Raw genomic sequence first — 17,419 nt, 5'->3', positions numbered from 1 at the left:
TTTCCAGCTTTCCTAACCTTTCCATCAAGGAGGGTGGGAATAGTTGACAAAAACGTGCAAGGGATGTGGATTGATTTGGGTTAGTGTTTTGACCGAAAGCGTTTTTAATGCACTGGCCAATGGCTTGCCATCATATGTTTCCTTGGCAAATCGCTCCGCTTCAAATTCGTTTTTCCGGCTAAGCAAATTCATAAATATTCCAACACGGTACTTATTGGGGAAAACAGTAAGGCAAAACCTATCAAGTTTAAATGGACTGCCCACCTATCACCTCCCATAGCTTGGCTGATTTCTGGGTTATTGACGAATAAAGAAAGCAACAAAAGCATCACCCCTAATTGCAGGATACTTATCACCAAGCTTTGGATGATGTGCTTTTTCTTGAAGTGCCCTATTTCATGGGCCAGGACTGCTACCAATTCCTCTGGTTTGTGTTGCTCCACCAGGGTATCAAAAAGAACCACCTTTTTCTTTTTGCCAAAACCGGAAAAAAAGGCATTTGCCTTAGTGGACCGTTTGCTTCCATCCATTACAAAAACATTTTCCAACGAAAACCCACGGAGGAAGCATATTCCATGATTTTACTTTTCAGCTCCCCTTCTTCCAGAGGAGTTTATTTATTGAACAAAGGCAAGATCCATGAAGTGTAAAACATATTGATCAAAACCATGAAAACAGCAGCTACCCCCCAAAAGTAAAGCCAGAAACCTTCCCCAATTCCTGTATCAACCAAAGTAAAAGGGCAAGCAGCCCCCACCTATTAATATCCCAACCAAATAACCTTTTACTTTATCTCCAAAAAAGTTTTCCGGGTGGTTTTATTAAACCCAACTCTTCTTCATTTTAAAAGTATGGTAATAATCAAATGGGATGGAAAGCAAATCAGAACCAATAAAAGCAAGCCAAAAAACAACAGGGATTGTAAGATCATTGGATCTACCCATTGGCTAACCCATTGATCCAGCAAACCAAAACCACCCCAGATTAACATCCCCAAGGTGATGACCAAGGAAAACGAGCCACTTATTAGGCCAAAATAATAATTGGTTTTTTGATAAGATTTGGCCTCCTGAAGTTTTTCTTGATCCAAAAATTTTGAAGGGTAGCAGGTACTTGGGGTACCTTTTGACGAACATTTAACCAGGAAGTGAATTTATCAAACAAAAATCCAAGGGTAATCACCCGATCATCAAGTATTTTAAACTTTCTGCGCTCATTCGGCAAATCTACTAAAATTTGGGACAGGGAAGAATAGTGTCCCTCAACCTTGGTGCCCCAGGGTTCTTCCTATCTGGAAGACTGAAAGAAATGCTAATTTCATGAGCCCCACCGGACTGAATACCTAATTGGGAAACCGTATAATCAAAACTATAACCAATATCCATTCCGGTTGGCAAACTCAAGCCCAGCAAAACCACCAACGCATCCCGATTAGATTCCTGGTTAATTGGTTTATAAGGAAGCCCTCTATACCAAAAACCCACAATCAAGGGTTCCGCATAAAGGTAAGCCCCTACATCCAGTTGCTCAAATGGGCCTTGCCGTTTATAGTTAAGGGTTGGGGTGATATACCTTTGTTTGTAAGTATGGGTAAAATCCCTTTTCATAGCACCATGCCCAGGGAATCCGTAACCTGCATGACCGGAAAACTTGACCGGCAATTTGCTTTCCCCATCAAAAAAGACTGGTTGGGTTGATTAACATGGTGGGCTGAAGCCCCCAGCCAAAAATTTTCAGTAAAAAAAGCCCTCCAAATGATAAGGAGAGCATATCAATCGGATCCCCCAACCCATTCAGGTTCCCATCTCCTGGCATAGGCGGTGCGAATGGATCATTGGGATCTATTTGATTGGCAAAAACCAAATTTTCATAAAAGCCAATATCTCTGCGGATATAGCTGGCTTGAAATCCAGGCCTGAAATACATGGACTCGGCCAATTTAAGTTCATAAGCATAATCCCCGAATGGTTAAGGACTTTAAATTTGCTGCCCCTTCAGTATCATTCATCACCATCACCCCTACACCACTATTATACCTTTCCAAAAGGTATCATAATAAACAGAGAATGTTTTTAAATTGGGCATCCAGTCCAGGCCATTGGGTTCGGTAATTGGCACCGATTCTACCTTGCAAATCTGAACCGGCAAAAGCGGGATTTAAATATAAAGGAGCTGCATAATATTGAGTATATTGTGGATCTTGGGCATAAGCATCACCTGTATAAATAATATACATCAAAATACAAAAAACAATATATATAAAAGACCTAAACAATTTTTTGTTCGTTTATTTGAGTAACATGTGTTTATTAAACGACATGATAAGACAGGTGTTTTATCCTGGTAAAAGTAAATTATGAAAAGGAATCGTCCCAACATAACAAAAAACATTTTTTACTGTCCTAATATTGGTATTTTTCATACCTTTTACACCCAATATACAGCTATTCACAGGGATATAATGAAAACGAATGGGTTTTTGGGTACTGTGGCACCAGCCAGGATAATAATTATATTTCATTTGGAAAAGGTGAAAATCCTACCGTCCTCAGTTTACCAGGTTCTCACCTTTGGGTACCGGCAATGTAGCCTTAGCTATTGACCCCATCACTGGTGAAACACTATTTTACACCGATGGGGCTTTGGTTTATAATTATTTAAATGAACCTATGCAAGGTGTGGTAGGCGAATTGGGAGGAATGGAAGATGAAAGGCAAACAGTTGCCATCGCTGAATTGGATTTTGAACCTCAAGGGGGGAATAGATTATTTTACACCTTTTACATTACCCCTGGAGGACAATTGGAATATGCCATCATGGACATGAACGACCAAGGAGGAGCCCCCTCCAACCAACCTCCAGCAGGATCAGTTTTCTCCTGGGGGCACCATAGGCCCATCCGAAGGCCCTATTATTGTAATAAAAGCACCAGGCCAGCCAAGTTTCCTCATCAGTTTTGAAATGGGCAAGTGATATCCAGGGAAATCCTTGATCAAGAAGGGCAATTCGGAGCCCCCCGGTCCACTCCCTTGGATTTCACTCCTAAGGCAATTTATTACGAGGAAGTCACCAATACTTTATTATTCATACCTGAGGAACCTGGAATAAACATCACTCTTGTCAACATCAACCCAACACGGGGTTCATTTGGATCCCACTTCGAAATCCAGCAATCAGCAGGTCCTGAAACAATTGAAGGAGTGGTTGTTTCCCCAAATACAGATTATTTTTATTATAGCCAGGGAGACCAGATACTAAGAGTTCCTGCCAGTGGAGATTTTGATGGAACGCCAGAAGCTATCCCGTTAAATAATCCCGTAGAAAATGTTTATGACCTCAAATTTGGACCGGATGGTAAACTATATTATATCTATCAAGAGGAAAACAGTGATGCTTTTTTAGTTGGAACAGTCAATAACCCAGAAGAGGAGGACCTGCTTAATGTAGAGGTGGATGAAGACCCTTTCCAGGGAACTGATTTTTGTGGATCTATATTTCCCCATTTTGCTCCAGATATGGATGGCATTAGTGGAACGGTGGATTTTTCCTGGTCCCCAAATCCCCTTGCATGAATAATCCCCTGCAGTTGACTTCAAATATAATTCCACCAAATATTCCAGTAGAAACCTATGAGTGGACGATTAATCCGGCCCCAACAGATCAAGATGGTGAGGAACTTGAGTTAGATTTAAATGAGGAACATCTTCTTTTACCCGCAGCGGCCACCAATGAACAAAACATTAACGTTTCACTGGTGGTAGAATTTGGAGATGGTAGTAAGGATTCAGTAGCCTACCCCATTACCTTGCAGGAAAACAACCTTCAGGCCAACTTTATGCCTCAGATACAACTACCTGTAACCAATGTGTTGACCTGAATGAAATGCTGGATGTCTCCAGTGGTGAGGAAGGCCAGGGTGGGGGAACTGGAGGTGGAGGGACCGGTGGAGGCCAAGGAGGCGGCCAAACCAACTATGAGTATTTCTGGTCCAATAAAAAGGATGAAGGATGGATACCTGAAGGAGCCAATGAAGTTTGTGAGCCGGGCTTATATTGGGCATTGGTTAGGGAACCAGGATCCTCTTGTTATGTTTATGCACAAACCAGGGTCAAAATGTGGGACCCGGAGACCGATCAAAAGATAGATGACCAGACCAATTCGGTTTGGTACTTTGGCCAAAACGGTGGGCTAAATTTCAACCCCGACCCTGACGACCCGGATGGAATTGTCCCCCGCCCAGTGGAAGACCCTGGTTTTGGATGGAATCTACCTGCAGGGACTACCACCATCTCTGACCAAACCGGACAGGTTTTGTTTTATACTGATGGCCAAACCGTTTGGGATCTTAATGGAAATGTCATGGAAGGGGGACAGGATATAGGAGGTGACAATTCCTCTTCCCAAAGTGTGGTGGCCGTACCCATCCCACAGGAAGAATCTCTATATTACCTGTTCACCACTGAATCGGCAAGTGGAGGAAGCAACCAGGTAAAATTTAGTCTGGTAGATATCAAGGGGGAAAACCCCAGTGGGGTAGGAAGTGTGGTAAGTGGGGACAACTTCTTATTCAGCCCCGGCACGGAACAAGCGGCTGCCCTGACAGCAGGAGACACCACCTGGATGATGTTTCATGAAATGGGCAACAACTCTTTTAGAGCTTATCCTATTACCAATGAGGGAATTGGGCAACCCGTAATCAGTTCAGCAGGAAGCGACCATAATTTTGGCACTGGAGTTGGAACCATGAAATTCATTCCGATGGAAGCAAATTGGCTGTTACCATCAATGATGGAGGAGAAAATAAAGTTGAAATTTTTGATTTTGATCAGGACACTGGTCTTTTGACCCCTTATGCTTCTATTGATTTGATGTCCAATGATGAGGTGTATGGTCTGGAGTTTTCCAATGACGGGCAAAGAATTTTTGTCTCTTACCGCAATGGAGGAGGCATTCAGGAATTCCCTGTAGAAGGGGGAACTACCACCGATAACACTGACCCTGACAACCCCATTACACAATCCTGTCCAAGCTGCTTTGAAAATGCCTCCACTCAGGCTGCAATAGAACAATGTATTTCTGACAATATCACGACCTTAGCCAAAGCAGTGGCCAAAATTTGGGAGCCCTCCAAATTGGCCCGGATGGGCAGATATATGCCTCAATTGTTGGAGCAAGTCAGGTTGGACAGATCCAGGCCGGCACTGACTGCAACAGCAGCACCTACCGTCCTGACGGACCACAAACAGGTGGCACCAATGGACTGGGCTTACCCTCCTTTGTTCAAAACTCTGGAAGCAGTATCCCTGAGCCGGGACTGGAAGGGCCAGATAGATTATGTTTGGCAGATGGAGAAGCACTGGGCACATTTGAAGGAGGTGGAGAACCCGATATTGACAGTTATTTTTGGACCATTACGGATACTGATGGGAATGAGATCCACACTTTTGGAGGTGTCGGTGAAGATTTCCAAACCATGGAATACCCCTTTGATTCGGCTGGGGTTTATACTGTTACTTTGGATGTGGAAAGGTGCCGGGTAGGATTTAATTATCACCATGAAACAAAAGAAGTAGAAATTCCTCCCCCTCCTGTCCTTACCTTGATTGATGATGTTACTACTTGTAGTGGCAACCCTGTAACCTTAACAGCTATAGATGGCTATGATGAAAGTGAGGATCTGTATAATTTTGATTGGAGAATGCTGCTGGTGAAGTATTGGGAGACAGCTCATCCAATACTATTGTAGTGGATGAGGCAAGCATTTATACAGTAACCGTTTCTTATAAAACCCCTGTCGGAGAAGACCCGGCGACTTACGAAACATGTGCTGTTTCAAGTTCTGTATTTGTGGGACCCGCTTTTGATTTTGACCTGAACCAAACTGCCGAATCATCATGTTACAATGAAAATGTTGTCAATTTTGCACCAAACACCCCAGTGGAAGGGGATTGGGCCTACCAGGTTCAAGGGGACAGCACCTCATTTGTTTCACTTGGAAGAGGCTTTGAGTTAAACTTGAATGTTTCCAATTTACCCGGTCCGGGATTTATGATATTATATTCACCACTGAAGATCCCATTCTTGAAGGTTGTATAGTTGAAAAAAGGGCAGAATTGGAGGTAAGCCCTCTGCCTGAATTTTCCATTGATGCAATTACCCCGGCAACAAGTTGTAACAGTTTGGATGGAAGTTTTGAAATCAATATGGAATCCGATGCGGATTCTGTTATCGTAGTGGAAACCGGAATGAATTTTATTAACGTCACCCAAGGAGAAACATTGACTCCCGGCAACCTTGATCCTGGAATTTACACCGTCAAGGCAAGGCTAGGAGGCTGCGTCAATTTTAAAACTGTAAGCATTCAAAACAACAATCCTCCTAGTAGCTTTGACCCAACGGTAACCCTAACTCAGAAGTTTGCGGCCCGGATGGAACCCTTAATGGTTCCCTTGATATAGAATTGGCAGATCCTTCTCAGGGAGGAGAATATGTGATTACCCGTGAATTGGATGGTGTTCAATTTATGGGATCTTTTACCGGAAATACATCCGTGTCCCTAAGCAGTGGAGAATATGCAGTAGAGTTATCTGATGCCAGTGGTTGCGCTTTTCCATATGACAGTCTTTTTACAATTGAAGGAAAAAACAGGGTGGATTTTTCCATCCCAACCCAAACTATCGCCTGCGAGGCTTTTATTTTCAGGCCTCAATCCGAGGAGGACTTAACATTTACTATCACGGATCCAAATGGGACTACCTTAAGTCCAGATTCAGAAGGAAATTTCACCTTAGGGTTGGAAGGGACCTACCAGGTAAAGGGAGCACCAGCAGATCCTAACAATGAGATTGTCCAAGAATAAGAGATTTGAACCTGGTTTTAAATGATCAGGTAATATATGAAGTATCAGGCCCGCAATATCAATGTAACTCTCCAAGAGGGGTTTACCGAGCCGTACTTGATCCTGGGTTTGATCCTGATGATTATATTTTTATGTGGAGGAACAGTGAGGGCACAATAGTCAATAGGGGTCAGACAATATCCTCCGCTCAACAAGAAGAATTATCACTGGAGGTTCAACCAAAAATTGGGGCTGCCTGCCCGGGACCTCCAATTACTTTTGAAACCGTCCCATTTGTTCACCAAGCCCAGGTATCCCTGAATGCAGAGTCCGGCATTTGTTTTGACAACACCCCTGCTGTCATTACTGCTGATATTGATGTTGAACTATCTGATGAAATCAGGATAGAATGGCACCGGGTAACTAATGGAAATTCAGAAAGGATCCCCCAATTTGACGATTTGACTGAAATTTCAGTAGATGAATCTGGGACATACCGGGCTTTTGTAATCAATGAAACCGCAGACCTGCAATGTATCATAGGAACAGATGAAATTGAAGTTTTCAGATCGGATTCAGAACCACCTGTTTTAGAGGAGAGTTATACCATTTGTGCCATTGAAGGGGTGTCTACAACCTTGGATTCATTGGGAAATTGGTCTGAATATGAGTGGTGGCTTGATGGAGAATTGGTCAGCACTGACTCCACCTTCACTCCTATCGAACCGGGCAATTATGAACTTATTCTTTCAGATCAGGCCAGCTGTGAATATGCACTTTCATTTGAAGTAATTGAGGATTGTAGGCTCCTGATCACCATTCCTACAGGTCTTGTCCCTGGAGACGAGGAAAGAAACTTTGTTGTTTACGTCAATGATTTTGTGGATGAGATCAGTGTTTTGATTTATAACCGATGGGGCGAGTTAATTTATCATTGTATAGAGGAAATGTTCCAGAAAATTCCCCATTTTGCGAATGGAATGGATTTGTCAATGGCAAAAAGGTCCCCATAGGCACCTACCCTGTCATTGTCAAATATAAAAGCCAGGACCAAAACCTAGAACAAACCATCAAAAAAGCTATTGTAGTAGTAGAATAAACGCATGATCACATTAATTTCCCCAGCCAAATCACTGGATTTAAGCAGCACTGACATTTCATTATCGACTCAACCTGATTTTCCCAAGGAAATCCAATCCTTGGTTTCCATCATGAAGAAAAAGTCCACTTCTGACATCCAAAATTTGATGAAAGTCAGTGAAAACATTGGAGAACTTAACCATGAGAGGTATAGAAATTTTGAAAAAGAGTTTACCCGGGAAAATTCAAAGCAGGCGCTTTTGACTTTTAATGGGGATGTTTACAGAAATATGGATATTGAACATTATTCCTTAAAGGATTTTGAATTTGCCCAAGAACATCTTAGGATCCTTTCCGGTTTATACGGACTCCTTAAACCCATGGACTTGATCCAACCCTATCGTTTGGAGATGGGAATTTCCCTGGAAAATAAAAAGGGAAAAACCTTTATGAATTCTGGGGCGATAAAATTGCAAAAGCAATTGATAAAGCCAGCAATGGTGATCCTGTGATTGACCTGGCATCCAAAGAATATGGAAAAGCAGTCAATCTTAAAGCATTAAAAAGCCCCATCGTTCATGTTAACTTTAAGGAATTCCGGAATGGGAAATATAAAATTGTAGGTACTTTGGCCAAACAAGCCAGGGGAATGATGGCCAATTATATTATCAAAATAAAATCAATGACCCTGATAAATCAAACTCTTTAATGAAGACGGTTATGAATTTTCGGAGCCCGAAAGCAAAGGAAATAAGTGGATTTTCGTACGTTAATAAAACATAGCCTTAAATATATATTAAGGCTATGTTTTATTAACGTACGAAAATCCACTTATTTCCTTTGCTTTCGGGCTCCGAAAATTCATAACCGTCTTCATTAAAGAGTTTGATTTTATCAGGTCATTGATTTTATTTTTGATAATATAATTGGCCATCATTCCCCTGGCTTGTTTGGCCAAAGTACCTACAATTTTATATTTCCCATTCCGGAATTCCTTAAAGTTAACATGAACGATGGGGCTTTTTAATGCTTTAAGATTGACTGCTTTTTCCATATTCTTTGGATGCCAGGTCAATCACAGGATCACCATTGCTGGCTTTATCAATTGCTTTTGCAATTTTATCGCCCCAGAATTCATAAAGGTTTTTCCCTTTTTTATTTTCCAGGGAAATTCCCATCTCCAAACGATAGGGTTGGATCAAGTCCATGGGTTTAAGGAGTCCGTATAAACCGGAAAGGATCCTAAGATGTTCTTGGGCAAATTCAAAATCCTTTAAGGAATAATGTTCAATATCCATATTTCTGTAAACATCCCCATTAAAAGTCAAAAGCGCCTGCTTTGAATTTTCCCGGGTAAACTCTTTTTCAAAATTTCTATACCTCTCATGGTTAAGTTCTCCAATGTTTTCACTGACTTTCATCAAATTTGGATGTCAGAAGTGGACTTTTTCTTCATGATGGAAACCAAGGATTGGATTTCCTTGGGAAAATCAGGTTGAGTCGATAATGAAATGTCAGTGCTGCTTAAATCCAGTGATTTGGCTGGGGAAATTAATGTGATCATGCGTTTATTCTACTACTACAATAGCTTTTTTGATGGTTTGTTCTAGGTTTTGGTCCTGGCTTTTATATTTGACAATGACAGGGTAGGTGCCTATGGGGACCTTTTTGCCATTGACAAATCCATTCCATTCGCAAAATGGGGAATTTTCTGGAACATTTTCCTCTATACAATGATAAATTAACTCGCCCCATCGGTTATAAATCAAAACACTGATCTCATCCACAAAATCATTGACGTAAACAACAAAGTTTCTTTCCTCGTCTCCAGGGACAAGACCTGTAGGAATGGTGATCAGGAGCCTACAATCCTCAATTACTTCAAATGAAAGTGCATATTCACAGCTGGCCTGATCTGAAAGAATAAGTTCATAATTGCCCGGTTCGATAGGAGTGAAGGTGGAGTCAGTGCTGACCAATTCTCCATCAAGCCACCACTCATATTCAGACCAATTTCCCAATGAATCCAAGGTTGTAGACACCCCTTCAATGGCACAAATGGTATAACTCTCCTCTAAAACAGGTGGTTCTGAATCCGATCTGAAAACTTCAATTTCATCTGTTCCTATGATACATTGCAGGTCTGCGGTTTCATTGATTACAAAAGCCCGGTATGTCCCAGATTCATCTACTGAAATTTCAGTCAAATCGTCAAATTGGGGGATCCTTTCTGAATTTCCATTAGTTACCCGGTGCCATTCTATCCTGATTTCATCAGATAGTTCAACATCAATATCAGCAGTAATGACAGCAGGGGTGTTGTCAAAACAAATGCCGGACTCTGCATTCAGGGATACCTGGGCTTGGTGAACAAATGGGACGGTTTCAAAAGTAATTGGAGGTCCCGGGCAGGCAGCCCCAATTTTTGGTTGAACCTCCAGTGATAATTCTTCTTGTTGAGCGGAGGATATTGTCTGACCCCTATTGACTATTGTGCCCTCACTGTTCCTCCACATAAAAATATAATCATCAGGATCAAACCCAGGATCAAGTACGGCTCGGTAAACCCCTCTTGGAGAGTTACATTGATATTGCGGGCCTGATACTTCATATATTACCTGATCATTTAAAACCAGGTTCAAATCTCTTATTCTTGGACAATCTTCATTGTTAGGATCTGCTGGTGCTCCCTTTACCTGGTAGGTCCCTTCCAACCCTAAGGTGAAATTTCCTTCTGAATCTGGACTTAAGGTAGTCCCATTTGGATCCGTGATAGTAAATGTTAAGTCCTCCTCGGATTGAGGCCTGAAAATAAAAGCCTCGCAGGCGATAGTTTGGGTTGGGATGGAAAAATCCACCCTGTTTTTTCCTTCAATTGTAAAAAGACTGTCATATGAAAAGCGCAACCACTGGCATCAGATAACTCTACTGCATATTCTCCACTGCTTAGGGACACGGATGTATTTCCGGTAAAAGATCCCATAAATTGAACACCATCCAATTCACGGGTAATCACATATTCTCCTCCCTGAGAAGATCTGCCAATTCTATATCAAGGGAACCATTAGGGTTCCATCCGGGCCGCAAACTTCTGAGTTAGGGGTTACCGTTGGGTCAAAGCTACTAGGAGGATTGTTGTTTTGAATGCTTACAGTTTTAAAATTGACGCAGCCTCCTAGCCTTGCCTTGACGGTGTAAATTCCAGGATCAAGGTTGCCGGGAGTCAATGTTTCTCCTTGGGTGACGTTAATAAAATTCATTCCGGTTTCCACTACGATAACAGAATCCGCATCGGATTCCATATTGATTTCAAAACTTCCATCCAAACTGTTACAACTTGTTGCCGGGGTAATTGCATCAATGGAAAATTCAGGCAGAGGGCTTACCTCCAATTCTGCCCTTTTTTCAACTATACAACCTTCAAGAATGGGATCTTCAGTGGTGAATATAATATCATAATTCCCGGACCGGGTAATTGGAAACATTCAAGTTTAACTCAAAGCCTCTTCCAAGTGAAACAAATGAGGTGCTGTCCCCTTGAACCTGGTAGGCCCAATCCCCTTCCACTGGGGTTTTTGGTGCAAAATTGACAACATTTTCATTGTAACATGATGATTCGGCAGTTTGGTTCAGGTCAAAATCAAAAGCGGGTCCCACAAATACAGAACTTGAAACAGCACATGTTTCGTAAGTCGCCGGGTCTTCTCCGACAGGGGTTTTATAAGAAACGGTTACTGTATAAATGCTTGCCTCATCCACTACAATAGTATTGGATGAGCTGTCTCCCATACTTCACCAGCAGCATTTCTCCAATCAAAATTATACAGATCCTCACTTTCATCATAGCCATCTATAGCTGTTAAGGTTACAGGGTTGCCACTACAAGTAGTAACATCATCAATCAAGGTAAGGACAGGAGGGGGAGGAATTTCTACTTCTTTTGTTTCATGGTGATAATTAAATCCTACCCGGCACCTTTCCACATCCAAAGTAACAGTATAAACCCCAGCCGAATCAAGGGGTATTCCATGGTTTGGAAATCTTCACCGACACCTCCAAAAGTGTGGATCTCATTCCCATCAGTATCCGTAATGGTCCAAAAATAACTGTCAATATCGGGTTCTCCACCTCCTTCAAATGTGCCCAGTGCTTCTCCATCTGCCAAACATAATCTATCTGGCCCTTCCAGTCCCGGCTCAGGGATACTGCTTCCAGAGTTTTGAACAAAGGAGGGTAAGCCCAGTCCATTGGTGCCACCTGTTTGTGGTCCGTCAGGACGGTAGGTGCTGCTGTTGCAGTCAGTGCCGCCTGGATCTGTCCAACCTGACTTGCTCCAACAATTGAGGCATATATCTGCCCATCCGGGCCAATTTGGAGGGCTCCCAAATTTTGGCCACTGCTTTGGGCTAAGGTCGTGATATTGTCAGAATACATTGTTCTATTGCAGCCTGAGTGGAGGCATTTTCAAAGCAGCTTGGACAGGATTGTGTAATGGGGTTGTCAGGGTCAGTGTTATCGGTGGTAGTTCCCCCTTCTACAGGGAATTCCTGAATGCCTCCTCCATTGCGGTAAGAGACAAAAATTCTTTGCCCGTCATTGGAAAACTCCAGACCATACACCTCATCATTGGACATCAAATCAATAGAAGCATAAGGGGTCAAAAGACCAGTGTCCTGATCAAATCAAAATTTCAACTTTATTTTCTCCTCCATCATTGATGGTAACAGCCAATTTGCTTCCATCGGAATTGAATTTCATGGTTCCAACTCCAGTGCCAAAATTATGGTCGCTTCCTGCTGAACTGATTACGGGTTGCCCAATTCCCTCATTGGTAATAGGATAAGCTCTAAAAGAGTTGTTGCCCATTTCATGAAACATCATCCAGGTGGTGTCTCCTGCTGTCAGGGCAGCCGCTTGTTCCGTGCCGGGGCTGAATAAGAAGTTGTCCCCACTTACCACACTTCCTACCCCACTGGGTTTTCCCCCTTGATATCTACCAGACTAAATTTTACCTGGTTGCTTCCTCCACTTGCCGATTCAGTGGTGAACAGGTAATATAGAGATTCTTCCTGTGGGATGGGTACGGCCACCACACTTTGGGAAGAGGAATTGTCACCTCCTATATCCTGTCCCCCTTCCATGACATTTCCATTAAGATCCCAAACGGTTTGGCCATCAGTATAAAACAAAACCTGTCCGGTTTGGTCAGAGATGGTGGTAGTCCCTGCAGGTAGATTCCATCCAAAACCAGGGTCTTCCACTGGGCGGGGGACAATTCCATCCGGGTCGTCAGGGTCGGGTTGAAATTTAGCCCACCGTTTTGGCCAAAGTACCAAACCGAATTGGTCTGGTCATCTATCTTTTGATCGGTCTCCGGGTCCCACATTTTGACCCTGGTTTGTGCATAAACATAACAAGAGGATCCTGGTTCCCTAACCAATGCCCAATATAAGCCCGGCTCACAAACTTCATTGGCTCCTTCAGGTATCCATCCTTCATCCTTTTTATTGGACCAGAAATACTCATAGTTGGTTTGGCCGCCTCCTTGGCCTCCACCGGTCCCTCCACCTCCAGTTCCCCCACCCTGGCCTTCCTCACCACTGGAGACATCCAGCATTTCATTCAGGTCAACACATTGGTTACAGGTAGTTGTATCTGAGGGCATAAAGTTGGCCTGAAGGTTGTTTTCCTGCAAGGTAATGGGGTAGGCTACTGAATCCTTACTACCATCTCCAAATTCTACCACCAGTGAAACGTTAATGTTTTGTTCATTGGTGGCCGCTGCGGGTAAAAGAAGATGTTCCTCATTTAAATCTACTCAAGTTCCTCACCATCTTGATCTGTTGGGGCCGGATTAATCGTCCACTCATAGGTTTCTACTGGAATATTTGGTGGAATTATATTTGAAGTCAACTGCAGGGATTATTCATGCAAGGGGGATTTGGGGACCAGGAAAAATCCACCGTTCCACTAATGCCATCCATATCTGGAGCAAAATGGGGAAATATAGATCCACAAAAATCAGTTCCCTGGAAAGGGTCTTCATCCACCTCTACATTAAGCAGGTCCTCCTCTTCTGGGTTATTGACTGTTCCAACTAAAAAGCATCACTGTTTTCCTCTTGATAGATATAATATAGTTTACCATCCGGTCCAAATTTGAGGTCATAAACATTTTCTACGGGATTATTTAACGGGATAGCTTCTGGCGTTCCATCAAAATCTCCACTGGCAGGAACTCTTAGTATCTGGTCTCCCTGGCTATAATAAAAATAATCTGTATTTGGGGAAACAACCACTCCTTCAATTGTTTCAGGACCTGCTGATTGCTGGATTTCGAAGTGGGATCCAAATGAACCCCGTGTTGGGTTGATGTTGACAAGAGTGATGTTTATTCCAGGTTCCTCAGGTATGAATAATAAAGTATTGGTGACTTCCTCGTAATAAATTGCCTTAGGAGTGAAATCCAAGGGAGTGGACCGGGGGCTCCGAATTGCCCTTCTTGATCAGGATTTCCCTGGATATCACTTGCCCATTTTCAAAACTGATGAGGAAACTTGGCTGGCCTGGTGCTTTTATTACAATAATAGGGCCTTCGGATGGGCCTATGGTGCCCCCAGGAGAAACTGATCCTGCTGGAGGTTGGTTGGAGGGGGCTCCTCCTTGGTCGTTCATGTCCATGATGGCATATTCCAATTGTCCTCCAGGGGTAATGTAAAAGGTGTAAAATAATCTATTCCCCCCTTGAGGTTCAAAATCCAATTCAGCGATGGCAACTGTTTGCCTTTCATCTTCCATTCCTCCCAATTCGCCTACCACACCTTGCATAGGTTCATTTAAATAATTATAAACCAAAGCCCCATCGGTGTAAAATAGTGTTTCACCAGTGATGGGGTCAATAGCTAAGGCTACATTGCCGTACCCAAAGTTGAGAACCTGGTAAACTGAGGACGGTAGGATTTTCACCTTTCCAAATGAAATATAATTATTATCCTGGCTGTGCCACAGTACCCAAAAACCCATTCGTTTTTCATTATATCCCTGTGAATAGCTGTATATTGGGTGTAAAAGGTATGAAAATACCAATATTAGGACAGTAAAAATGTTTTTTTGTTATGTTGGGACGATTCCTTTTCATAATTTACTTTTACCAGGATAAAACACCTGTCTTATCATGTCGTTTAATAAACACATGTTACTCAAATAAACGAACAAAAAATTGTTTAGGTCTTTTATATATATTGTTTTTTGTATTTTGATGTATATTATTTATACAGGTGATGCTTATGCCCAAGATCCACAATATACTCAATATTATGCAGCTCCTTTATATTTAAATCCCGCTTTTGCCGGTTCAGATTTGCAAGGTAGAATCGGTGCCAATTACCGAACCCAATGGCCTGGACTGGATGCCCAATTTAAAACATTCTCTGTTTATTATGATACCTTTTTGGAAAGGTATAATAGTGGTGTAGGGGTGATGGTGATGAATGATACTGAAGGGGCAGCAAATTTAAAGTCCTTAACCATTTCGGGGATTTATGCTTATGAACTTAAATTGGCCGAGTCCATGTATTTCAGGCCTGGATTTCAAGCCAGCTATATCCGCAGAGATATTGGCTTTTATGAAAATTTGGTTTTTGCCAATCAATAGATCCCAATGATCCATTCGCACCGCCTATGCCAGGAGATGGGAACCTGAATGGGTTGGGGGATCCGATTGATATGCTCTCCTTATCATTTGGAGGGCTTTTTTTACTGAAAATTTTTGGCTGGGGGCTTCAGCCCACCATGTTAATCAACCCAACCAGTCTTTTTTTGATGGGGAAAGCAAATTGCCGGTCAAGTTTTCCGGTCATGCAGGTTACCGGATTCCCCTGGGCCATGGTGCTATGAAAGGGATTTTACCCATACTTACAAACAAAGGTATATCACCCCAACCCTTAACTATAAACGGCAAGGCCCATTTGAGCAACTGGATGTAGGGGCTTACCTTTATGCGGAACCCTTGATTGTGGGTTTTTGGTATAGAGGGCTTCCTTATAAACCAATTAACCAGGAATCTAATCGGGATGCGTTGGTGGTTTTGCTGGGCTTGAGTTTGCCAACCGGAATGGATATTGGTTATAGTTTTGATTATACGGTTTCCCAATTAGGTATTCAGTCCGGTGGGGCTCATGAAATTAGCATTTCTTTCAGTCTTCCAGATAGGAAGAACCCTGGGGCACCAAGGTTGAGGGACACTATTCTTCCCTGTCCCAAATTTTAGTAGATTTGCCGAATGAGCGCAGAAAGTTTAAAATACTTGATGATCGGGTTGATTACCCTTGGATTTTTGTTTGATAAATTCACTTCCTGGTTAAATGTTCGTCAAAAGGTACCCCAAGTACCTGCTACCCTTCAAAATTTTTTGGATCAAGAAAAACTTCAGGAGGCCAAATCTTATCAAAAAACCAATTATTATTTTGGCCTAATAAGTGGCTCGTTTTCCTTGGTCATCACCTTGGGGATGTTAATCTGGGGTGGTTTTGGTTTGCTGGATCAATGGGTTAGCCAATGGTAGATCCAATGATCTTACAATCCCTGTTGTTTTTTGGCTTGCTTTTTATTGGTTCTGATTTGCTTTCCATCCCATTTGATTATTACCATACTTTTTAAAATTGAAGAAGAGTTTGGGTTTAATAAAACCACCCGGAAAACTTTTTTTGGAGATAAAGTAAAAGGTTATTTGGTTGGGATATTAATAGGTGGGGGCTTGCTTGCCCTTTTACTTTGGTTGATACAGGAATTGGGGGAAGGTTTCTGGCTTTACTTTTGGGGGTAGCTGCTGTTTTCATGGTTTTGATCAATATGTTTTACACTTCATGGATCTTGCCTTTGTTCAATAAATTAACTCCTCTGGAAGAAGGGGAGCTGAAAGTAAAATCATGGAATATGCTTCCTCCGTGGGGTTTTCGTTGGAAAATGTTTTTGTAATGGATGGAAGCAAACGGTCCACTAAGGCAAATGCCTTTTTTCCGGTTTTGGCAAAAGAAAAAGGTGGTTCTTTTTGATACCCTGGTGGAGCAACACAAACCAGAGGAATTGGTAGCAGTCCTGGCCCATGAAATAGGGCACTTCAAGAAAAGCACATCATCCAAAGCTTGGTGATAAGTATCCTGCAATTAGGGGTGATGCTTTTGTTGCTTTCTTTATTCGTCAATAACCAGAAATCAGCCAAGCTATGGGAGGTGATAGGTGGGCAGTCCATTTAAACTTGATAGGTTTTGCCTTACTGTTTTCCCCAATAAGTACCGTGTTGGGAATATTTATGAATTTGCTTAGCCGGAAAAACGAATTTGAAGCGGAGCGATTTGCCAAGGAAACATATGATGGCAAGCCATTGGCCAGTGCATTAAAAACGCTTTCGGTCAAAACACTAACCCAAATCAATCCACATCCCTTGCACGTTTTTGTCAACTATTCCCACCCTCCTTTGATGGAAAGGTTAGGAAGCTGGAAA

The 17,419-nt window shown here is 42.4% G+C and carries 38 protein-coding genes and 1 pseudogene; 18 read left to right on the top strand and 21 right to left on the bottom strand.

The annotated features are described in order from the left end of the window. Nucleotides 1–24: 24 nt before the first annotated feature. From QWY93_RS18790 to QWY93_RS20160, 7 genes are all read right to left on the bottom strand, one after another. Nucleotides 25–192: a hypothetical protein gene (locus QWY93_RS18790; RefSeq protein ID WP_290249906.1), complete on the bottom strand. Its 168-nt coding sequence runs from the start codon at nucleotides 190–192 to the stop codon at nucleotides 25–27. After that, the gene (locus tag QWY93_RS18785) at nucleotides 189–530 is read right to left on the bottom strand and encodes a M48 family metalloprotease (RefSeq protein WP_290249905.1); all 342 of its coding nucleotides are present in this window, start codon (nucleotides 528–530) and stop codon (nucleotides 189–191) included. Before QWY93_RS18785 ends, QWY93_RS18790 begins: the two co-directional genes overlap by 4 nt. 83 nt (nucleotides 531–613) lie before the next feature. Continuing rightward, the gene (locus tag QWY93_RS18780) at nucleotides 614–757 is read right to left on the bottom strand and encodes a hypothetical protein (protein WP_290249904.1); all 144 of its coding nucleotides are present in this window, start codon (nucleotides 755–757) and stop codon (nucleotides 614–616) included. An 81-nt stretch (nucleotides 758–838) separates the two neighbouring features. Continuing rightward, nucleotides 839–1,090, bottom strand: coding sequence for a hypothetical protein (locus QWY93_RS18775; protein ID WP_290249903.1), 252 nt, complete (start codon nucleotides 1,088–1,090; stop codon nucleotides 839–841). Between the two features lie 139 nt (nucleotides 1,091–1,229). Further along, nucleotides 1,230–1,661: a type IX secretion system membrane protein PorP/SprF gene (locus QWY93_RS20170; RefSeq protein ID WP_494337486.1), complete on the bottom strand. Its 432-nt coding sequence runs from the start codon at nucleotides 1,659–1,661 to the stop codon at nucleotides 1,230–1,232. Nucleotides 1,662–1,674: 13 nt separating this feature from the next. Continuing rightward, nucleotides 1,675–1,926, bottom strand: coding sequence for a hypothetical protein (locus QWY93_RS20165; protein WP_494337485.1), 252 nt, complete (start codon nucleotides 1,924–1,926; stop codon nucleotides 1,675–1,677). A gap of 124 nt (nucleotides 1,927–2,050) precedes the next feature. After that, entirely contained in the window at nucleotides 2,051–2,236 is a 186-nt protein-coding gene (locus tag QWY93_RS20160; RefSeq protein ID WP_494337484.1) for a type IX secretion system membrane protein PorP/SprF, read from the bottom strand. A gap of 334 nt (nucleotides 2,237–2,570) precedes the next feature. Here QWY93_RS20160 and QWY93_RS18765 point away from each other — a divergent pair, with 334 nt between their 5' ends. The 11 genes and pseudogenes from QWY93_RS18765 (at nucleotide 2,571) to QWY93_RS18715 (ending at nucleotide 8,627) form a co-directional block, all read left to right on the top strand. After that, the gene (locus QWY93_RS18765) at nucleotides 2,571–2,960 is read left to right on the top strand and encodes a hypothetical protein (RefSeq protein WP_290249902.1); all 390 of its coding nucleotides are present in this window, start codon (nucleotides 2,571–2,573) and stop codon (nucleotides 2,958–2,960) included. Between the two features lie 9 nt (nucleotides 2,961–2,969). Next, nucleotides 2,970–3,572: a hypothetical protein gene (locus QWY93_RS18760; RefSeq protein WP_290249901.1), complete on the top strand. Its 603-nt coding sequence runs from the start codon at nucleotides 2,970–2,972 to the stop codon at nucleotides 3,570–3,572. Next, entirely contained in the window at nucleotides 3,569–3,877 is a 309-nt protein-coding gene (locus tag QWY93_RS18755) for a hypothetical protein (RefSeq protein WP_290249900.1), read from the top strand. The genes QWY93_RS18760 and QWY93_RS18755 overlap by 4 nt, the downstream gene beginning before the upstream one ends. A 5-nt stretch (nucleotides 3,878–3,882) precedes the next feature. Further along, nucleotides 3,883–4,845: a hypothetical protein gene (locus QWY93_RS18750; protein ID WP_290249899.1), complete on the top strand. Its 963-nt coding sequence runs from the start codon at nucleotides 3,883–3,885 to the stop codon at nucleotides 4,843–4,845. After that, on the top strand, nucleotides 4,770–5,540 hold the full coding sequence (locus tag QWY93_RS18745; RefSeq protein ID WP_290249898.1) for a hypothetical protein: 771 nt from the start codon (nucleotides 4,770–4,772) through the stop codon (nucleotides 5,538–5,540). The genes QWY93_RS18750 and QWY93_RS18745 overlap by 76 nt, the downstream gene beginning before the upstream one ends. Continuing rightward, nucleotides 5,474–5,746, top strand: a complete 273-nt coding sequence (locus tag QWY93_RS18740) for a hypothetical protein (RefSeq protein WP_290249897.1) — start codon at nucleotides 5,474–5,476, stop codon at nucleotides 5,744–5,746. The genes QWY93_RS18745 and QWY93_RS18740 overlap by 67 nt, the downstream gene beginning before the upstream one ends. After that, nucleotides 5,692–6,096 (top strand): hypothetical protein, encoded by a 405-nt coding sequence (locus QWY93_RS18735; RefSeq protein ID WP_290249896.1) that lies wholly within the window; start codon nucleotides 5,692–5,694, stop codon nucleotides 6,094–6,096. Before QWY93_RS18740 ends, QWY93_RS18735 begins: the two co-directional genes overlap by 55 nt. A gap of 17 nt (nucleotides 6,097–6,113) precedes the next feature. Beyond that, a complete protein-coding gene (locus QWY93_RS18730) occupies nucleotides 6,114–6,458 on the top strand; it encodes a hypothetical protein (RefSeq protein WP_290249895.1) in 345 nt (114 codons plus the stop codon). Nucleotides 6,459–6,460: 2 nt separating this feature from the next. Then, nucleotides 6,461–6,859 carry a hypothetical protein gene (locus QWY93_RS18725; RefSeq protein ID WP_290249894.1) on the top strand — a complete coding sequence of 133 codons (399 nt, stop codon included), beginning with the start codon at nucleotides 6,461–6,463 and terminating at the stop codon, nucleotides 6,857–6,859. 5 nt (nucleotides 6,860–6,864) lie between these two features. Further along, complete coding sequence (locus tag QWY93_RS18720) at nucleotides 6,865–7,851, top strand: hypothetical protein (protein ID WP_290249893.1); 987 nt, start codon at nucleotides 6,865–6,867, stop codon at nucleotides 7,849–7,851. Between the two features lie 90 nt (nucleotides 7,852–7,941). Then, a pseudogene (locus QWY93_RS18715) lies at nucleotides 7,942–8,627 on the top strand (YaaA family protein). A 93-nt stretch (nucleotides 8,628–8,720) separates the two neighbouring features. Here the strand turns inward: QWY93_RS18715 and yaaA are convergent. The 14 genes from yaaA to QWY93_RS18655 all read right to left on the bottom strand — a co-directional run bounded on the left by yaaA (nucleotide 8,721) and on the right by QWY93_RS18655 (nucleotide 14,940). Beyond that, on the bottom strand, nucleotides 8,721–8,972 hold the full coding sequence (gene yaaA, locus QWY93_RS19925) for a peroxide stress protein YaaA (protein ID WP_353959698.1): 252 nt from the start codon (nucleotides 8,970–8,972) through the stop codon (nucleotides 8,721–8,723). Beyond that, nucleotides 8,950–9,339 (bottom strand): YaaA family protein, encoded by a 390-nt coding sequence (locus tag QWY93_RS19920; protein ID WP_353959697.1) that lies wholly within the window; start codon nucleotides 9,337–9,339, stop codon nucleotides 8,950–8,952. Before QWY93_RS19920 ends, yaaA begins: the two co-directional genes overlap by 23 nt. Continuing rightward, entirely contained in the window at nucleotides 9,339–9,482 is a 144-nt protein-coding gene (locus QWY93_RS19915; RefSeq protein WP_353959696.1) for a hypothetical protein, read from the bottom strand. The genes QWY93_RS19920 and QWY93_RS19915 overlap by 1 nt, the downstream gene beginning before the upstream one ends. 4 nt (nucleotides 9,483–9,486) lie before the next feature. Continuing rightward, complete coding sequence (locus tag QWY93_RS18705) at nucleotides 9,487–10,776, bottom strand: T9SS type B sorting domain-containing protein (RefSeq protein WP_290249892.1); 1,290 nt, start codon at nucleotides 10,774–10,776, stop codon at nucleotides 9,487–9,489. A gap of 189 nt (nucleotides 10,777–10,965) precedes the next feature. Continuing rightward, a complete protein-coding gene (locus QWY93_RS18700) occupies nucleotides 10,966–11,403 on the bottom strand; it encodes a hypothetical protein (RefSeq protein ID WP_290249891.1) in 438 nt (145 codons plus the stop codon). Continuing rightward, a complete protein-coding gene (locus tag QWY93_RS18695; protein ID WP_290249890.1) occupies nucleotides 11,372–11,707 on the bottom strand; it encodes a hypothetical protein in 336 nt (111 codons plus the stop codon). Before QWY93_RS18695 ends, QWY93_RS18700 begins: the two co-directional genes overlap by 32 nt. Then, nucleotides 11,677–11,901, bottom strand: coding sequence for a hypothetical protein (locus QWY93_RS18690; RefSeq protein ID WP_290249889.1), 225 nt, complete (start codon nucleotides 11,899–11,901; stop codon nucleotides 11,677–11,679). The genes QWY93_RS18695 and QWY93_RS18690 overlap by 31 nt, the downstream gene beginning before the upstream one ends. 31 nt (nucleotides 11,902–11,932) lie before the next feature. After that, nucleotides 11,933–12,352 carry a hypothetical protein gene (locus QWY93_RS18685; protein ID WP_290249888.1) on the bottom strand — a complete coding sequence of 140 codons (420 nt, stop codon included), beginning with the start codon at nucleotides 12,350–12,352 and terminating at the stop codon, nucleotides 11,933–11,935. Beyond that, on the bottom strand, nucleotides 12,325–12,579 hold the full coding sequence (locus tag QWY93_RS18680) for a hypothetical protein (protein WP_290249887.1): 255 nt from the start codon (nucleotides 12,577–12,579) through the stop codon (nucleotides 12,325–12,327). Before QWY93_RS18680 ends, QWY93_RS18685 begins: the two co-directional genes overlap by 28 nt. A 16-nt stretch (nucleotides 12,580–12,595) precedes the next feature. Then, the gene (locus QWY93_RS18675; RefSeq protein ID WP_290249886.1) at nucleotides 12,596–12,877 is read right to left on the bottom strand and encodes a hypothetical protein; all 282 of its coding nucleotides are present in this window, start codon (nucleotides 12,875–12,877) and stop codon (nucleotides 12,596–12,598) included. 5 nt (nucleotides 12,878–12,882) lie between these two features. Then, a complete protein-coding gene (locus tag QWY93_RS18670) occupies nucleotides 12,883–13,059 on the bottom strand; it encodes a hypothetical protein (protein WP_290249885.1) in 177 nt (58 codons plus the stop codon). Next, nucleotides 13,038–13,664 (bottom strand): hypothetical protein, encoded by a 627-nt coding sequence (locus tag QWY93_RS18665; RefSeq protein WP_290249884.1) that lies wholly within the window; start codon nucleotides 13,662–13,664, stop codon nucleotides 13,038–13,040. The genes QWY93_RS18670 and QWY93_RS18665 overlap by 22 nt, the downstream gene beginning before the upstream one ends. Before the next feature lie 351 nt (nucleotides 13,665–14,015). Further along, the gene (locus QWY93_RS18660) at nucleotides 14,016–14,387 is read right to left on the bottom strand and encodes a hypothetical protein (RefSeq protein ID WP_290249883.1); all 372 of its coding nucleotides are present in this window, start codon (nucleotides 14,385–14,387) and stop codon (nucleotides 14,016–14,018) included. After that, nucleotides 14,371–14,940, bottom strand: coding sequence for a hypothetical protein (locus QWY93_RS18655; protein ID WP_290249882.1), 570 nt, complete (start codon nucleotides 14,938–14,940; stop codon nucleotides 14,371–14,373). Before QWY93_RS18655 ends, QWY93_RS18660 begins: the two co-directional genes overlap by 17 nt. 196 nt (nucleotides 14,941–15,136) lie before the next feature. On the opposite strand from QWY93_RS18655, the gene QWY93_RS20155 reads away from it, so the two are divergent. The 7 genes from QWY93_RS20155 to QWY93_RS18635 form a co-directional block, all read left to right on the top strand. After that, complete coding sequence (locus QWY93_RS20155; RefSeq protein ID WP_494337483.1) at nucleotides 15,137–15,571, top strand: PorP/SprF family type IX secretion system membrane protein; 435 nt, start codon at nucleotides 15,137–15,139, stop codon at nucleotides 15,569–15,571. A gap of 180 nt (nucleotides 15,572–15,751) precedes the next feature. Beyond that, complete coding sequence (locus tag QWY93_RS20150; RefSeq protein ID WP_494337487.1) at nucleotides 15,752–16,186, top strand: type IX secretion system membrane protein PorP/SprF; 435 nt, start codon at nucleotides 15,752–15,754, stop codon at nucleotides 16,184–16,186. Between the two features lie 12 nt (nucleotides 16,187–16,198). After that, nucleotides 16,199–16,480: a M48 family metalloprotease gene (locus tag QWY93_RS19910; protein ID WP_353959695.1), complete on the top strand. Its 282-nt coding sequence runs from the start codon at nucleotides 16,199–16,201 to the stop codon at nucleotides 16,478–16,480. Further along, nucleotides 16,474–16,575: a hypothetical protein gene (locus QWY93_RS19905; protein ID WP_353959694.1), complete on the top strand. Its 102-nt coding sequence runs from the start codon at nucleotides 16,474–16,476 to the stop codon at nucleotides 16,573–16,575. The genes QWY93_RS19910 and QWY93_RS19905 overlap by 7 nt, the downstream gene beginning before the upstream one ends. Next, nucleotides 16,553–16,741 carry a hypothetical protein gene (locus tag QWY93_RS19900; RefSeq protein ID WP_353959693.1) on the top strand — a complete coding sequence of 63 codons (189 nt, stop codon included), beginning with the start codon at nucleotides 16,553–16,555 and terminating at the stop codon, nucleotides 16,739–16,741. The genes QWY93_RS19905 and QWY93_RS19900 overlap by 23 nt, the downstream gene beginning before the upstream one ends. Before the next feature lie 155 nt (nucleotides 16,742–16,896). Then, a complete protein-coding gene (locus tag QWY93_RS18640) occupies nucleotides 16,897–17,067 on the top strand; it encodes a M48 family metalloprotease (RefSeq protein ID WP_290249881.1) in 171 nt (56 codons plus the stop codon). A 73-nt stretch (nucleotides 17,068–17,140) separates the two neighbouring features. Further along, nucleotides 17,141–17,419, top strand: a 279-nt coding sequence (locus QWY93_RS18635; protein WP_290249880.1) for a M48 family metalloprotease, incomplete at its 3' end; no start/stop codon positions are given.

The sequence above is a fragment of the Echinicola jeungdonensis genome (assembly GCF_030409905.1).
Taxonomy (GTDB): Bacteria; Bacteroidota; Bacteroidia; order Cytophagales; family Cyclobacteriaceae; genus Echinicola; species Echinicola jeungdonensis.
This window is presented reverse-complemented; position numbering and strand designations above follow the sequence as displayed.

Bases quoted from the DNA above. Each gene is read 5' to 3' on its own strand.
- QWY93_RS18790 (WP_290249906.1), bottom strand. From the start codon at position 192: ATGAATTTGCTTAGCCGGAAAAACGAATTTGAAGCGGAGCGATTTGCC.
- QWY93_RS18785 (WP_290249905.1), bottom strand. From the start codon at position 530: ATGGATGGAAGCAAACGGTCCACTAAGGCAAATGCCTTTTTTTCCGGT.
- QWY93_RS20165 (WP_494337485.1), bottom strand. From the start codon at position 1,926: ATGTATTTCAGGCCTGGATTTCAAGCCAGCTATATCCGCAGAGATATT.
- QWY93_RS20160 (WP_494337484.1), bottom strand. From the start codon at position 2,236: ATGTATATTATTTATACAGGTGATGCTTATGCCCAAGATCCACAATAT.
- QWY93_RS18755 (WP_290249900.1), top strand. From the start codon at position 3,569: ATGAATAATCCCCTGCAGTTGACTTCAAATATAATTCCACCAAATATT.
- QWY93_RS18750 (WP_290249899.1), top strand. From the start codon at position 3,883: ATGCTGGATGTCTCCAGTGGTGAGGAAGGCCAGGGTGGGGGAACTGGA.
- QWY93_RS18740 (WP_290249897.1), top strand. From the start codon at position 5,474: ATGGAATACCCCTTTGATTCGGCTGGGGTTTATACTGTTACTTTGGAT.
- yaaA (WP_353959698.1), bottom strand. From the start codon at position 8,972: ATGGAAAAAGCAGTCAATCTTAAAGCATTAAAAAGCCCCATCGTTCAT.
- QWY93_RS19920 (WP_353959697.1), bottom strand. From the start codon at position 9,339: ATGAAAGTCAGTGAAAACATTGGAGAACTTAACCATGAGAGGTATAGA.
- QWY93_RS19915 (WP_353959696.1), bottom strand. From the start codon at position 9,482: ATGATCACATTAATTTCCCCAGCCAAATCACTGGATTTAAGCAGCACT.
- QWY93_RS18700 (WP_290249891.1), bottom strand. From the start codon at position 11,403: ATGTTTCCAATTACCCGGTCCGGGAATTATGATATTATATTCACCACT.
- QWY93_RS18695 (WP_290249890.1), bottom strand. From the start codon at position 11,707: ATGGGAGACAGCTCATCCAATACTATTGTAGTGGATGAGGCAAGCATT.
- QWY93_RS18685 (WP_290249888.1), bottom strand. From the start codon at position 12,352: ATGTATTCTGACAATATCACGACCTTAGCCCAAAGCAGTGGCCAAAAT.
- QWY93_RS18670 (WP_290249885.1), bottom strand. From the start codon at position 13,059: ATGGAAGGGGGACAGGATATAGGAGGTGACAATTCCTCTTCCCAAAGT.
- QWY93_RS18655 (WP_290249882.1), bottom strand. From the start codon at position 14,940: ATGGGTTTTTGGGTACTGTGGCACAGCCAGGATAATAATTATATTTCA.
- QWY93_RS19910 (WP_353959695.1), top strand. From the start codon at position 16,199: ATGAGCGCAGAAAGTTTAAAATACTTGATGATCGGGTTGATTACCCTT.
- QWY93_RS19905 (WP_353959694.1), top strand. From the start codon at position 16,474: ATGGTAGATCCAATGATCTTACAATCCCTGTTGTTTTTTGGCTTGCTT.
- QWY93_RS18640 (WP_290249881.1), top strand. From the start codon at position 16,897: ATGGAAGCAAACGGTCCACTAAGGCAAATGCCTTTTTTCCGGTTTTGG.